The sequence below is a fragment of the Methylomarinovum caldicuralii genome (assembly GCF_033126985.1).
Lineage (GTDB): Bacteria > Pseudomonadota > Gammaproteobacteria > Methylococcales > Methylothermaceae > Methylohalobius > Methylohalobius caldicuralii.
This window is the reverse complement of sequence record NZ_AP024714.1, coordinates 257,872-272,998: the sequence shown is the minus strand read 5'-3', so window position 1 is coordinate 272,998 and position 15,127 is coordinate 257,872. Positions and strand designations below refer to the sequence as shown.

Annotated in this window: 7 protein-coding genes, 1 tRNA gene and 5 pseudogenes; 4 read left to right on the top strand and 9 right to left on the bottom strand. The window is 62.3% G+C overall.

Annotated elements, in window-relative coordinates; all coding sequences use genetic code 11:
- Nucleotides 1-89: 89 nt before the first annotated feature.
- From MCIT9_RS13635 to MCIT9_RS01425, 3 genes and pseudogenes are all read right to left on the bottom strand, one after another.
- Nucleotides 90-521, bottom strand: a pseudogene (locus MCIT9_RS13635) (1-acyl-sn-glycerol-3-phosphate acyltransferase); the annotation flags it as partial.
- Nucleotides 522-651: 130 nt separating this feature from the next.
- A complete protein-coding gene (locus tag MCIT9_RS01430) occupies nucleotides 652-1,248 on the bottom strand; it encodes a hypothetical protein (RefSeq protein ID WP_317705655.1) in 597 nt (198 codons plus the stop codon).
- A 27-nt stretch (nucleotides 1,249-1,275) separates the two neighbouring features.
- Nucleotides 1,276-1,713 carry a hypothetical protein gene (locus MCIT9_RS01425; RefSeq protein ID WP_317705654.1) on the bottom strand — a complete coding sequence of 146 codons (438 nt, stop codon included), beginning with the start codon at nucleotides 1,711-1,713 and terminating at the stop codon, nucleotides 1,276-1,278.
- 142 nt (nucleotides 1,714-1,855) lie between these two features.
- On the opposite strand from MCIT9_RS01425, the gene metH reads away from it, so the two are divergent.
- Nucleotides 1,856-5,524 carry a methionine synthase gene (metH, locus tag MCIT9_RS01420; protein ID WP_317705653.1) on the top strand — a complete coding sequence of 1,223 codons (3,669 nt, stop codon included), beginning with the start codon at nucleotides 1,856-1,858 and terminating at the stop codon, nucleotides 5,522-5,524.
- Nucleotides 5,525-5,547: 23 nt separating this feature from the next.
- On the opposite strand, the pseudogene MCIT9_RS01415 reads toward metH, so the two are convergent.
- A pseudogene (locus MCIT9_RS01415) lies at nucleotides 5,548-5,850 on the bottom strand (transposase); the annotation flags it as partial.
- Between the two features lie 206 nt (nucleotides 5,851-6,056).
- Here MCIT9_RS01415 and MCIT9_RS01410 point away from each other — a divergent pair.
- A pseudogene (locus tag MCIT9_RS01410) lies at nucleotides 6,057-7,090 on the top strand (ISAs1 family transposase).
- 78 nt (nucleotides 7,091-7,168) lie between these two features.
- A tRNA-Ser gene (locus tag MCIT9_RS01405) sits at nucleotides 7,169-7,259 on the top strand.
- Nucleotides 7,260-7,621: 362 nt separating this feature from the next.
- On the opposite strand, the gene MCIT9_RS01400 is transcribed toward MCIT9_RS01405, so the two are convergent.
- The 5 genes and pseudogenes from MCIT9_RS01400 to MCIT9_RS01380 form a co-directional block, all read right to left on the bottom strand.
- Complete coding sequence (locus MCIT9_RS01400; RefSeq protein ID WP_317706681.1) at nucleotides 7,622-8,941, bottom strand: IS4 family transposase; 1,320 nt, start codon at nucleotides 8,939-8,941, stop codon at nucleotides 7,622-7,624.
- A 134-nt stretch (nucleotides 8,942-9,075) separates the two neighbouring features.
- On the bottom strand, nucleotides 9,076-10,053 hold the full coding sequence (locus MCIT9_RS01395) for a hypothetical protein (protein ID WP_317705652.1): 978 nt from the start codon (nucleotides 10,051-10,053) through the stop codon (nucleotides 9,076-9,078).
- An 82-nt stretch (nucleotides 10,054-10,135) separates the two neighbouring features.
- Nucleotides 10,136-10,690: pseudogene (locus tag MCIT9_RS01390) on the bottom strand (integrase core domain-containing protein); the annotation flags it as partial.
- Between the two features lie 36 nt (nucleotides 10,691-10,726).
- A complete protein-coding gene (locus MCIT9_RS01385) occupies nucleotides 10,727-12,046 on the bottom strand; it encodes an IS4 family transposase (protein ID WP_317706680.1) in 1,320 nt (439 codons plus the stop codon).
- A 79-nt stretch (nucleotides 12,047-12,125) separates the two neighbouring features.
- Nucleotides 12,126-12,593, bottom strand: a pseudogene (locus MCIT9_RS01380) (transposase family protein); the annotation flags it as partial.
- A 641-nt stretch (nucleotides 12,594-13,234) separates the two neighbouring features.
- Here MCIT9_RS01380 and ltrA point away from each other — a divergent pair.
- Complete coding sequence (gene ltrA / locus MCIT9_RS01375; protein ID WP_317704536.1) at nucleotides 13,235-14,569, top strand: group II intron reverse transcriptase/maturase; 1,335 nt, start codon at nucleotides 13,235-13,237, stop codon at nucleotides 14,567-14,569.
- Nucleotides 14,570-15,127: the final 558 nt, after the last annotated feature.

Below are 15,127 nucleotides of genomic sequence, written 5' to 3'. Positions count from 1 at the left end.
ACGGTTTGTTTGAACAGGTCCAGCCCCAGGGCGAGGACCGCGGCGCCGGTGTGCTGCTTGCGCCAGCGGCGGGCGGTGCGGGAGTAGATGCGGTAGCGGCCGCGGCGGTCGATCACCCGGCGGTCCTTGACCATGCCGCCTTCGGGAAAGACGATGACCTTGTGGCCCTGGAGGATCTTCCGGGCCAGCAGCGGCAGCAGCCGGGGATGGTCGTGGGGCACGGCGCCGGTGGCGCGCAGCAGCTGTGTCAGGTTGGGGTCGATTTCGAACAGCTCGCGGTGGGCGATGGCATAACAGTAAGCCCCGCAATGCTCGTAGAGCAGGTATTGGGGAATCAGGGTCTCGAAGCGGGCGAAATGATTGAAAACGAAGATCTGGCCCTGCCGGACGTAGTCGTCGGGATCGTGAAGCTTGATGTGCAGGCGCAGAAAGCGCCGGGCGAAGCGGAACAGGCGGACCGCGCGGTCGTAGAGGCGGGTGTCGATGTCGAAATCTCCGGCCGTTTCGGGCCGGGACGGCATGTCCATCGGATGTCCTCTGCAGCCGGGGGGATTTCAGTGTGCAGCCTCGCCGCCGCGAAAGCAAGCACCGGAAAAGAAGAAGGCGGACCCGCGGGCCCGCCTTCTCTGGCGCCAAAGCGGCCTGAAAGGCTCAGTAGGGCGGGACCCCCATGACCTTCATGGCGATGTAGAGGGTCAACCGCAGAATGCCCAGCAGCGTGGCCAGGGCCAGGGCGGTGGCGAGCACCAGCAGCAGGGTGGAACCCATGTCGCCCATCTTGGCCTGGAACCAGCCGTTGAGCTTCTCCCACACGGCGGCGATCTTGTTCGAGAAGAACTTCAGGCCCACGGCGGTGGCGATCACCAGGACCACGATCATCGGCGGGATCAGGTTCTCGACCTGGATTCGCACTTCCTGGTCCAGGTTTTCGCCATAGACGGCAAAGTAGTTGACCAGGAACGCCAACGACTGCACCGTCACCATCGACAGGCCGAAGGAGAGGATGAACTTGTCCACCGCCGGGTTCTCGCTCAGCTTGAGATCGTCCAGATACAGTTTGACGATCACGTAGCCGGGCAGGAACATGATCAGGATGGCGCTGAGGATCTTTTTGGCCAGGTCGATGGGCGAGGTGGTGGTGAAGATCGAGAAGATGACGATGAAGATGATGCTCACCACCAGAATCCCGGCCCACATGATGAGATCGCTTTTGTACTTGCTCTGAAGCGTTTCGGTTTCGTTGGACATGGTTGCGGCCTCCTAGACTGGAAAAGATTACTGACGCTTGAAGAAGTAGAAACCTTCGACACCGCCTTGCAGAACCATGCGGTCGTCCTGCAGGTCATAGACCCGGTAACGCAGCTTCTTGCCGGGACGGCCGGGCACATCGCTGACGATCATGCAGTTTTCGATCTCGTAGTGGAAGGTCTGGGTGTCGTTGCGTTTGAAGTGACGGTTGTAGCCGGAAGTCACCAGGGTGCCGTCGGGACGGAATTCCCAGGTGCGGTTTTCGGCAATGCGCTGACCGCTCGCCCGGGGGGCGACTTCCACCAGGGTCCATTTGCCCAGGATGGGTTTGGCGTCCTGAAGACAGACCGGATTGCGGCTGCTCTTGTCGGCGGCGGCGGTCTGTTTGCGGATCGTGACCGCCTGGCTCACGCTGGCGATGCCCAGAAGGGCGGCGAGCAAGATGAGACTGATGTGCTTGTACATGGTAGTTCTCCTGACTGGATCGTTCTTTTGATTGTATAAACCGTTGCCATTATCGCAAAACTGCCGATAAAAATTGAGGCAATCCTCCCGAAAACCCGTGGTAAAGTTCCCCGGTTCCATCCATACAAGACTGCGATCGACCATGACCGATTCCGTTTCCACCCGCATCCGCCAGCAACTGCAGCGCCGCATCCTGCGTCTCGACGGCGCCATGGGCACCATGATCCAGCGGTACGCCCTGAGCGAGCCCGACTACCGCGGCGCGCGTTTCGCCGACTGGCCTTCGGATCTCAAGGGCAACAATGACCTTTTGTCCTTGACCCGCCCGGAGATCATCGGCGAGATCCACCGCCAGTATCTCCAGGCCGGGGCCGACATCATCGAGACCAACACCTTCAACGCCAACCGCATCAGCCTGGCGGACTACGGGATGGAGGCGCTGGCGCGGGAGATCAACCTGGCCTCGGCGCGCCTGGCCCGGCAGGCGGCGGATGAATTCACCACCGAGGACAAGCCCCGCTTCGTCGCCGGGGTGCTCGGTCCCACCAACCGCACCGCCTCCATCTCCCCGGACGTCAACGATCCCGGTTTCCGCAACCTCACCTTCAGGGAGCTGGTGGACGCCTACACCGAAGCCCTGGAGGGGCTGATCGAGGGCGGCGCCGACCTGATCCTGATCGAGACCGTGTTCGACACCCTCAACGCCAAGGCGGCGGTGTTCGCCGTCCTCGATTACTTCGAGCGCACCGGCACCGAGCGGCCGATCATGATCTCCGGCACCATCACCGATGCTTCCGGCCGCACCCTGTCGGGCCAGACCGCAGAAGCCTTCTGGAATTCCCTGCGCCACGCCCGCCCCCTGTCCTTCGGCTTCAACTGCGCCCTGGGACCGGCCGAGCTGCGCCAGTACGTGGAGGAGATTTCCGGCTATGTGGATACCTTCGTCTCCGCCCATCCCAACGCGGGTCTTCCCAACGAGTTCGGCGGCTACGATCTGACCCCGGAGGACATGGCGCAAGAGATCCGCGAGTGGGCCGAGTCCGGCTTTCTCAACATCGTCGGCGGCTGCTGCGGCACCACCCCGGACCACATCCGCGTCATCGGCGAGGCGGTGGCAGGTCTTCCGCCGCGGCAGGTCCCCAGGCCTAAGGTGGCCACCCGGCTGTCCGGGCTGGAGCCGCTCAACATCGATGAGGACTCCCTCTTTGTCAACATCGGTGAGCGCACCAACGTCACCGGTTCCGCCCGTTTCCGCCGCCTGATCCAGGCCGAGGACTACGACACCGCCCTGGAGGTGGCCAAGGAGCAGGTGGAAAACGGCGCCCAGATGATCGACGTCAACATGGACGAGGGCATGCTCGACTCCAGGGCGGCGATGGTCAAATTTCTCAATCTGGTGGCCGCCGAACCCGACATCGCCCGGGTGCCGGTAATGATCGACTCCTCCAAGTGGGAAGTGATCGAGGCCGGCCTGCAGTGCATCCAGGGCAAGGGGGTCATCAACTCCATCTCCCTGAAGGAAGGCGAGGAAACCTTCCTGCAGCACGCCCGCCTGGCGCGGAAATACGGGGCGGCGGTGGTGGTGATGGCCTTCGACGAGGCCGGCCAGGCCGACACCTTCGAGCGCAAGGTGGAAATTTGCACCCGCGCCTACCGGCTGCTGCGGGAAAAGCTCGATTTTCCGCCCGAGGACATCATCTTCGATCCCAATGTGTTCGCGGTCGCCACCGGTATTCCCGAACACCGCCGCTACGGCTTGGACTTCATCGAGGCGGTGGCGGCGATCAAACGGGATCTGCCCCACGCCAAGACCTCCGGCGGCATCTCCAACGTTTCCTTCTCCTTCCGCGGCAACAACTACGTGCGCGAGGCCATCCACGCGGTGTTCCTCTACCACGCCATCAAGGCCGGCCTTGACATGGGCATCGTCAACGCCGGGCAGCTGGCCATCTACGAGGAAGTGCCCCGGGACCTGCGCGAGGCCATCGAGGACGTGATCCTGTGCCGCCGTGAGGATGCCGACGAGCGCCTGCTGGAGATGGCGGAGAAATACCGCGGCGAAGGCGCCGGCAGTACCAAGGAGGATGAAGAATGGCGCACCTGGCCGGTGGAAAAGCGCCTCGAGCACGCCCTGGTCAAGGGCATCACCGACCACATCGACGAGGACACCGAGGAGGCCTACCGCAAGCTCGGCAGCCCCCTGGCGGTGATCGAGGGGCCCCTGATGGCGGGGATGAACGTGGTCGGGGATCTGTTCGGCGCCGGCAAGATGTTCCTGCCCCAGGTGGTCAAATCGGCCCGGGTGATGAAGAAGGCGGTGGCCTATCTGTTCCCCTATCTGGAGGCCGAGCGCAAGGCGGGGGAGACCGCCGGCAAGATTCTCATGGCCACGGTCAAGGGTGACGTCCACGACATCGGCAAGAACATCGTCGGCGTGGTGCTGCAGTGCAACGGCTTTGAAGTGGTGGACCTGGGGGTGATGGTGCCCGCCGACCGGATTCTCCAGGAGGCCCGGGAAAAGCAGGTGGACATCATCGGCCTGTCCGGTCTCATCACCCCGTCCCTGGACGAGATGGTCCACGTGGCCAAGGAAATGGAGCGGCAGGGATTCGACATCCCGCTGCTGATCGGCGGCGCCACCACCTCCCGGGTCCACACCGCGGTCAAGATCGATCCTCACTATTCGGGGCCGGTGGTGTACGTCACCGATGCCTCCCGCGCCGTGGGGGTGGCCGGCAGCCTGCTCAGCGCCGAGCTGGGCGAGCCCTACCTGGCCCGGCTCAAGCAGGAATACGACCAGGTGCGCGAGCGCCATGCCAGAAAGCAGGACCGCACCCAGCTGCTGCCCATCCTCGAGGCGCGGCGCAACCACTTCCAGGGCGACTGGACCCGCTACCGGCCGCCGGCGCCGAAGCGGCCGGGCATCCACGTCCTCGACGACTATCCCCTGGACCGGTTGGTGCCCTACATCGACTGGACCCCGTTCTTCCATGCCTGGGAACTGGCCGGCAGCTACCCGAAGATCCTCGACGACGAGATCGTCGGCGCCGAGGCCCGCAGGCTGCTGGCCGACGCCCGGCGGATGCTGGAACGGATCGTCGCCGAAAAGTGGCTTAAGGGCCGGGCGGTGTTCGGCCTGTTTCCCGCCCAAAGCCTGGGCGACGACATCGCCGTCCAGACCGAGGCCGGGGAGGTGATGCTCCACCACCTGCGCCAGCAGCACCAGAAGCCTGCCGGTCAGCCCAACTACTGCCTTGCCGACTTCATCGCGCCCAAGGAGAGCGGCGTGCAGGACTGGATCGGGGCGTTCGCGGTCAACGCCGGCATCGGCATCGACGCCCACATCGAACGTTTCGAGGCCGAGCACGACGACTACCACGCCATCCTCCTCAAGGCCTTGGCGGACCGCCTGGCAGAGGCCTTCGCCGAGCACCTGCACGAGCGGGTGCGGCGCGAGTTCTGGGGTTACGCGCCGGACGAGAAGCTGACCAACGAGGATCTGATCGCGGAGAAATACCGCGGCATCCGCCCGGCGCCCGGATATCCGGCCTGCCCGGACCATACCGAAAAGCGCGCCCTGTTCGATCTGACTCAGGCGGAAAAGAACGCCGGTCTGATATTGACCGAAAGCTTCGCCATGGTACCCACGGCGGCGGTGAGCGGCTGGTATTTCTCCCATCCCCAGGCCGTCTATTTCAATGTCGGCAAAATCGGCCGCGACCAGGTGGAAGACTACGCCCGCCGCAAGGGCTGGACGCTGGAAGAGGCGGAGAAATGGCTGGCGCCGAATCTGGCTTATACGCCCGATTGAAGCGCTATTCCTGGATAGTGTCGTCACAAGATTGATGCCCAAATGGCGATACAGCGGATATGCACGGCGGCAAGGAAGGAAGCCGTATTTTTGGCATAACGGGTGGCGATACCCCGCCAGCGCTTGAGATGCAAAAAGGCGTTCTCGACCAGATGGCGCAGACGATACAAATGCTTGTCGTATTCACGCCGATGCCTGCGATTCCTGCGGGAAGGGATGACAGGCTCCATCCCTTGCTCTTTGGCCTGGGCGATGAGGGCATCACTGTCGTAACCTTTGTCCGCCAACAGGTACTTGGCGTCGATTCCCTCGATCAGGGTTGCAGCCCAGGGCAATCGCATGAATATACCCCACGAAGACGATGGTTTAAGATTCGATGACTTGCAGCAGATTACTTGCAGATTAGAGACTTCTTCTCTGAGGAGCATGCTTTTTGTGGGAGGCACAGATGCTGGAAAAGCCCCTGGCGCTGAGCGAGGTGTTCGTATCGATTCCGGACCCGCGACAATCATCGAAGGTAACCTACGATCTGGTGGAAGTGCTGGTGGTTGTGGTGTGTGCGGTGATCTGCGGTGCCGATACGTTGGTGGAGATTGAACTTTGGGGCAAAGAGAAGCTGGATTGGCTGCGTCGATATGTGCCCTTGCCGCATGGGATTCCGTCCCATGACACCCTGGGGCGGATTTTGGCGATGATCGATCCGGAAGCGTTCGGATCGGCCTTCCAGCGCTGGGCGGTGAGCGTGGTTCCGGCATTGGAAGGTCAGGTGATCGCCATCGACGGCAAGACCAGTCGGCGTAGCCGGTCCAAGGGGCAGGATCCCCTGCATCTGGTCAGTGCCTTTGCGGCTCAGTACCGGTTGGTGGTCGGTCAAGAGGCGGTGGCCGACAAATCCAACGAGAAGACGGCCATTCCCGCCCTGCTGGAGACCCTGGCCTTGAAAGGATGCGTGGTGACCCTCGATGCCATGGGGACCGATCCCAAGATTGCCAAGGCCATCCGTGACCGGGGGGCCGACTATGTACTGGCGGTCAAGGACAACCAGCAAGGTCTGGCCGAATCGATCCGGGATTTCTTCCAGGCCTTTCAGGACGCGCCAAAACCCCGCATCAGCAATGCGAGACGGTCGACAAGGCGCATGGTCGCCTGGAAGTGCGCCGCTGCTATGTGTTCGACCAGCTCGACAGCCTGGACCGGCCCCAGCGCTGGCCGGATCTGGCCTGCTTTGCCGTGGTCGAGTCCGAACGCACCGTCGCCGGCAAAACCACCCGGGAACGGCGTTTCTACATCAGCAGCCTGCCGGCCGATGCCGAACGGCTGGCCTCGGCGGTGCGCCAGCATTGGGCGGTGGAGAACCCGCTTCACTGGTGTATGGATGTCGTATTCAACGATGATCAGGTGCGCCTTCGAACCCGACATGCGGCTCATAACCTGGCGCTGCTCAAACAGATGGTGCTCAATCTCTTTCGCCTCGACCCCACCAAACGCCGCGGGGGCATCAAGGCAAGGCGGCTCCTGGCCGCCTCCAGTGACCACTATCGGGCTCAGTTGCTTGGATGGACGTAGCGTTCATGCGATTGCCCTGGCCTGGTGGAGAGCTGAGAGGAAAATTCCGGCCCGGTCGTGTAAAATAGCACAGTTCCCGGAGAGGTGCCGGAGCTGGCCGAACGGGCCTGACTCGAAATCAGGTGTGCGCGCAAGCGCACCGAGGGTTCGAATCCCTCCCTCTCCGCCATTACACGAAAACGCCGGTTCTCTGAAGCCGGCTTTTTTGTGCCCGGAGTCCCGTCGTTCCGGGCCCTCCGGCCCATGCAACCGCACCTCGGCCTCGCCACGCCATCCCGCCATTCTCCCGCTCTGGCTCTCTCACGGGCCGATATTCTCTGCCACCACCCCTCGGAAGCGTACCCCCTCAAGTGCTGTTGTGACGCTTGGTCCTGTAAGGGAGATCAACAGGTTGCAGTGGTCTGTATGGTGATGTTCGATTTGCGTGAACAGTACCGCCAGCTCGATGCGAACCAGCGGGACGCTTGTTTCTGAGTGCCAGTGTCGGTTTAGCCCACCCTATTACCCACATCTTCCCCCTTCTCATAGGAATCAATGTCTTATCCGTTTTCTCTGAGGGAACTTGATCTCGGCCGCCCGGATGGCGGTCACGGCCTCCACGTAGGCGCTCAGTTTGGTCATGCCCTGCCACAGGGCTTTGGGGCCGGGTGGGGGATCGTTCTTGCGCCCCAGCCAGCCGCCAAAGCCGGCCACGATGCGGACGATGGTGCCCAAATCCGGCGGCGTCGCGGGCGGCGGGGTGCGATGGTGGATGGCCCAGGCGGTCTGCCATTCTTCGACAGAGAACACCACTTCACAGCACCACTCGGGATGTTCCCGCCCGAGCGTCATCAGCATCAGGATGCGCCAGGCGACGATCAGATACAGCACCAGGGCCCGTTCCAGGCGTTCCCGGGTGCGAAGTTGCAGGGCTTCGATGCGGCAGCCGCTTTTGAGGATGCGGAAGTAGACCTCGATCCACCACCGTTTGCGGTACCATTCGATGCGCGCTCTGGCCTGTTCCAGGGTGGTGATTTCTTCGTTGGTGATCAGACACCATTCGACCGCTTCCTGGCCTTCGGGGGGCGCCTCTTCCCGGGCCAGGATGACGGTGACTTGGGGACCCGGGCCGCTGCGGGTCTTCAGTTCGACCCGGGCGAGACGGATTGTTTGTGTGACCTGCCGGGCCGGGCGGTTGCCGCCGGCCGGCAGGTCAAAGGCGATCGTCCCCAACACCGGCTGGGCTTCGACCGCGGCCCGCAGTTTGCCATCGAGGGGGTCATTGAGCTTACGGTCGTGCTGCACCCGGATCAGGTAATCGGCGGCAAAGCCCAGCTGTTCGGCCCGGTCGATCAGGGCCCGAAGGTCACCTTCGCGGTCGGCGACATACACCAGCCGGGTCTCGGGCGCCAGGGCGGCCATCTCGGCCACCCGCTCATAACCTTCCACCCAACGCAGGCTTTCGGCCAGGTCCGGTTCCCCCTTGGGCAAACGCGCCCAGTGCCAGCAGTCGGTCACCCCCAGGGCCACGCCCGCCTCACTGATCACCAGCGTCGGATGCAGGTACAACCCCTGACGCTGCTCGTAATTCAGCCGTCCCAACCCCGCCATCGACGGCCGCCCGGAATAATCCAGCTCGGTGGTGTCCTGCAGGCACAGCACCCGCGACTGCTGCCGGATCCGTTCCAGGGTCGGCACACTGTGGGCCCGCAACACCTCCCGAAAATCCAGCCTGGCATTGTCCAGCAGCCGGTAGGCCGCCTTGGTCTCCGCCCAGCCACCCCCGCAAACGTTGGGAACGCTCGCCATCGGATCGCTTGCCATCGCTTCTATCACCCGGCACAGCCGCCGGTTCAGGCGGGCATCGCCCAGCGCCAGGGAAAAAATTCTTGTTCAGCCCAGCTCATGTCAACGCCTATCCAAAGAAATCAATATCTTACTACAGGGGCGAGAGATGTGGGTAATAGGGTGGGTTTAGCCAACCTGTGAGTCGTCTGGTCGGTTAGTCAGAACTCCCCTTCGCGGACGATGTTGTTGCTGTGGATTTCCTTCACGAGTTTTGGTTCCACCGGAGCATTGTCTTTTGGCGGTTTTCCTGTTTTTTCGATCGCCTTTGCTGCCAGACTGGTAAGTCCACTCAGGATTTTCGACCCTTCGAGAGCCTTCGTGTCAGCGTAATAGTCAAACCACGGTAGGCCAGCGGCGGTGTATTCTCTGGCTGTGGGCGGTTCGTGAGGGGGCTTGCGACCGACGATGGTTTCATAAACCGCGCTGTTGGCGATATGCACGAAGCAACGCGAACCGTGTTCCTGGTCCCAACTGTCGATGCCATATTCGTCTTCATAGATTTTCTGCTTCATCAAGCCGCCAGGAGCCAATCCCATTTCCATATCCATGCTCAGGCTGTAACAGCAGAGATCTTCCACTACCATCTGTTTTCGTGAGCGGTACTGCTCATAGGCCTCTGGCTTCATTGGATAGACGATGATCTGAAGCCCGCCATATTGTGCTTCGTCCGTAATCTGCTCTTCCGCCGTGTAGCCTTCCCCCAGAGGCATTGCAACGAATTGTCGTATGTGGTCCTCAGATACGTTGAAACCATCAAGCCAGGGTTGCTCAGGGATGACCACATAATCCTGGGGGTCGGCCGAGAGCTCGTTGGACCATGCCTTGCCGGAAACCGCATTGATTTTGCCGGCAGCGATCTTCACGGCGCAGGGGTATTTGCCTGAGAAATTGACCCACATGGCCTCAGACTGATACATAGGGATCATCACGCCTCCATGTTGTCGCCAGGACTCTGGAAGGCGCTCGGCAAAGTCGTCCACGTGCTCCACTGGAAAACGTCCAAGACCGGGAGGCAGAGGGTATTCCCGGTTGTCGTCCGGTATCCTGAGCGTGCGTTGAAAGTCGATGGTGCAGGTGGCCTCTGAATGGACTTCCGGAAAACGGAAGACCAGGGCGTTATTTATCAGCTCGATCATGATATTTCTCTTTGAATTCAACTCGTAAGTGCAACTCAACCTGGAGGTGAGAGGGTAAGCCACGATAGCATCATGGCTTACTCTAACTGTCAAGTCCCGCATGGTTATAAACCTTCTTCACAAAAATCTCGGGGCGTTTTTGTTGCCACTGCTTGAGCGCTTGGATGGGCGTGACATGGCCCAGGGCACGCTGCGGGATGTGATGATTGTAGACCTCCCGGTAGTTGAGGAGGGTTTGTTTGAGATCCTTGGATGAATCGAACCGGGTGGTCTGCAAAATCTCGGCGATTCGCCCGTTGAATCGCTCGACCATGCCGTTGGTCTGTGGCCTCCTGGGCTTGATGAGACGGTGCTCAATGCCGTGGGCCTGGCACAGGACATCGAACGGATGAGTGCCTGTGGGTTTGCGTTCTCCGGCGGCAGAGAAACGATCCGTGAAGGCCCTGTCGTTGTCGGTGAGGATCTTCTGGATCTTGAAGGGGGCGGCCTGGATGAGTTTGTTTAGAAAGGCACGCGCAGAGCGGGCCGATTTGTCCTTGCGGATCTCCAGATAGACCCACCGCGTCGCCCGGTCGATGGCGACGAACAGATAGCTGCGAGCGCTTTCGTCGGCCATCTGAGGCAGATACTTGATGTCACCCTATTACCCACATCTTCCCCCTTCTCATAGGAATCAATGTCTTATCCGTTTTCTCTGAGGGAACTTGATCTCGGCCGCCCGGATGGCGGTCACGGCCTCCACGTAGGCGCTCAGTTTGGTCATGCCCTGCCACAGGGCTTTGGGGCCGGGTGGGGGATCGTTCTTGCGCCCCAGCCAGCCGCCAAAGCCGGCCACAATGCGGACGATGGCGCCCAAATCCGGCGGCGTCGCGGGCGGCGGGGTGCGATGGTGGATGGCCCAGGCGGTCTGCCATTCTTCGACAGAGAACACCACTTCACAGCACCACTCGGGATGTTCCCGCCCGAGCGTCATCAGCATCAGGATGCGCCAGGCGACGATCAGATACAGCACCAGGGCCCGTTCCAGGCGTTCCCGGGTGCGAAGTTGCAGGGCTTCGATGCGGCAGCCGCTTTTGAGGATGCGGAAGTAGACCTCGATCCACCACCGTTTGCGGTACCATTCGATGCGCGCTCTGGCCTGTTCCAGGGTGGTGATTTCTTCGTTGGTGATCAGGCACCATTCGACCGCTTCCTGGCCTTCGGGGGGCGCCTCTTCCCGGGCCAGGATGACGGTGACTTGGGGACCCGGGCCGCTGCGGGTCTTCAGTTCGACCCGGGCGAGACGGATTGTTTGTGTGACCTGCCGGGCCGGGCGGTTGCCGCCGGCCGGCAGGTCAAAGGCGATCGTCCCCAACACCGGCTGGGCTTCGACCGCGGCCCGCAGTTTGCCATCGAGGGGGTCATTGAGCTTACGGTCGTGCTGCACCCGGATCAGGTAATCGGCGGCAAAGCCCAGCTGTTCGGCCCGGTCGATCAGGGCCCGAAGGTCACCTTCGCGGTCGGCGACATACACCAGCCGGGTCTCGGGCGCCAGGGCGGCCATCTCGGCCACCCGCTCATAACCTTCCACCCAACGCAGGCTTTCGGCCAGGTCCGGTTCCCCCTTGGGCAAACGCGCCCAGTGCCAGCAGTCGGTCACCCCCAGGGCCACGCCCGCCTCACTGATCACCAGCGTCGGATGCAGGTACAACCCCTGACGCTGCTCGTAATTCAGCCGTCCCAACCCCGCCATCGACGGCCGCCCGGAATAATCCAGCTCGGTGGTGTCCTGCAGGCACAGCACCCGCGACTGCTGCCGGATCCGTTCCAGGGTCGGCACACTGTGGGCCCGCAACACCTCCCGAAAATCCAGCCTGGCATTGTCCAGCAGCCGGTAGGCCGCCTTGGTCTCCGCCCAGCCACCCCCGCAAACGTTGGGAACGCTCGCCATCGGATCGCTTGCCATCGCTTCTATCACCCGGCACAGCCGCCGGTTCAGGCGGGCATCGCCCAGCGCCAGGGAAAAAATTCTTGTTCAGCCCAGCTCATGTCAACGCCTATCCAAAGAAATCAATATCTTACTGCAGGGGCGAGAGATGTGGGTAATAGGGAGACTTGATGTCTACATGCACAAAGCCGGGTTCGTAGTCCTTGAACGACTTGTAGGGCTTACCAGAAGCCGCCTCACCCTCCTGCTCGCGCAGCATCGCCTTCAGATTGCTTACGCCGTGTCGCCGCAGGCAGCGGTCCAGGGCGGAGCGGCTCAGATTGGGATTAAGAAACTCCCGGGCCACTACCAGCAGGTCATCGAGGGGCAGGAGCAGCAGTTCCCGAACCGCCACAACAACCGCCTCCTGCGCCTCGGTCAGGGTGGTATTCAGCCGATGCGGGCGATGCGAGCCGTCATGCACCTGATCACGATGCCGCCACTTGGCAACGGTCGCCTTGGTGACGCCAAATCGCCTGGCAAGCGCCGCGTTGCTCACACTCGGTGGCGCCGCCTGGATCTCGGCGCGAATCTTGGGGGTAGTCCTGGCGTTGGCGTGGATGGTTGCAGCCATGGTCTCTATACTGCCTCCTCACAGGAAAGGAACACATCGATCAGCTCTCGAGCCAAGAATAACCGTTCATTGCGCCAGGCCAAGCCTGGAGAAGGAGGAAGTTATGTAGAAGGAAAGACATCGCTGAAACCTTCAGAGCGACCTGACAGGTGCAAGTCCTGTCCGGCCAAGGCTGGCCACCAGCCGGAACCGAGTGTTGCGTGGTCGAGGAGCGATCCCGACTGCGAAGCGTACACAGGGGGCCTGTAGGCCGCGTGATGGAGCCTCGAAAGTACGGAATGCGGAGCCGACGTTGTTGAACGGACGGAAGGCAACAGGGGTGGTGCTGTACTGGCCTGGCATCATCCCTCCGCCGGGGTCGAAGAGCGGGGCATGCAGGGCAAGGGTCGCCCAGGAACCTGGGAGGGCTCGATCACTCCTTGCGGGAAGAGCGGTGCGGGCGCCGTGTGAGAAAAGGCCCAGGCCCATCGGAGCGGTGTCCGGCCGATGGGAGCGAACGGGACACGAAGCAGGGTACCGGCGCGCGAAGGCGACGAAGCGCGCTGGGAAGGTGATCGAGCAATCGGAGCCTGCCGATAGTACCTGGGAAGTCGGGGAACCTGCCCCAAGGGACCCGATGGAGGGAAGCGGCAGGTCGGACGATGGGGCTTTCGGAGGGACAGATGGCCGGGACATCGAGCCAGGAGAACATCTCAACACGACAACGGAAGCTAGCGGAACTGGCCCGGATCGAACCGAAGCTGGAACTGACCACGATTGCCCACCACATCGACGTGGTGTGGCTGGAAGAAGCCTGGCGGCGCACCCGCAAGGACGGGGCCGCCGGGGTGGACGGCGTGACTGCATCCCAATACGCAGCCGACTTAGAGGAGAACCTGACGCGCCTGCTGGAACGGTTCAAGACCGGCCGGTATCGGGCGCCTGCGGTACGGCGCGTCCACCTGCCCAAGCCGGGAACGGGAAAGACCCGCCCGATCGGCATTCCCACGCTGGAAGACAAGGTGCTGCAACGGGCGGTGCTGATGGCGCTGGAACCCATCTTCGAGCAGGACTTTCTCGACTGCGCCTACGGGTTCCGGCCCGGACGCAGTGCCCACCAGGCCCTGGAGAGGCTATGGGGCGGGCTGATGGCCATGGGCGGTGGCTGGGTCATCGACCTGGACATCCAAAACTTCTTCGACGATGTGGACCGGGACCGGCTGCGGAACTTTCTGGGGCAGAGGGTGCGCGACGGCGTGATCTGCCGCGTGATCGGTAAATGGCTGAATGCCGGTGTCATGGAAGGCGGACAGCTTCACTACCCCGAACAAGGGACACCGCAAGGTGGGGTGATCTCCCCACTGCTGGCCAACCTCTACCTGCATCACGTGCTCGACCTGTGGTTCGAGCAGACGGTCAAACCGCGACTGCAAGGCAGCGCCTTCGAAGTCCGGTTCGCCGACGATGCGGTCCTGGTGTTCAAACGGGAAGAAGACGCCCGGCGGGTATTGGCCGTTCTGGGCAAGCGCCTGGCCAAATACGGCCTGCGCCTGCACCCGGACAAAACCCGCCTGCTCGACTTCAGAAAACCCGGACGGAAAGGCCAGAGCTTCCAATACCTGGGATTCACCCACTACTGGGGACGCTCAAGGAAAGGGCGTTGGGTCGTCAAACGCAAGACCGCCCAAGCCCGGCTCAGCCGCTCCCTGCAGGCGATCAACCACTGGTGCCGGATGCACCGCCACTGGCCGGTTGCAGACCAACAAGCGGCCCTGAGCCGCAAACTCAAGGGGCATTATGCCTACTATGGGATCGTCGGCAACAGCCAATCGCTGGCCCGCTTCCTGTACGAGGTCAGACGGCGCTGGTACAAATGGTTGTCCCGCCGCAACCGGGAACGGATGAACTGGGACCATTTTGGGCGGCTGTACAAACGATACCCACTCCCCCCACCGCGCGTGGTTCACGGAATTGCCCGTTGCGTAGCGACGCCATAGTCCGAGGAGCCGGATGCCTTAATCGGGCACGTCCGGATCTGTGGGAACCGCGGGTGAGCAATCGCCCGCGGTCACCCGGCTTGCGCCAGGCCAAGCCTGGAGAAGGAGGAAGTTATGTAGAAGGAAAGACATCGCTGAAACCTTCAGAGCGACCTGACAGGTGCAAGTCCTGTCCGGCCAAGGCTGGCCACCAGCCGGAACCGAGTGTTGCGTGGTCGAGGAGCGATCCCGACTGCGAAGCGTACACAGGGGGCCTGTAGGCCGCGTGATGGAGCCTCGAAAGTACGGAATGCGGAGCCGACGTTGTTGAACGGACGGAAGGCAACAGGGGTGGTGCTGTACTGGCCTGGCATCATCCCTCCGCCGGGGTCGAAGAGCGGGGCATGCAGGGCAAGGGTCGCCCAGGAACCTGGGAGGGCTCGATCACTCCTTGCGGGAAGAGCGGTGCGGGCGCCGTGTGAGAAAAGGCCCAGGCCCATCGGAGCGGTGTCCGGCCGATGGGAGCGAACGGGACACGAAGCAGGGTACCGGCGCGCGAAGGCGACGAAGCGCGCTGGG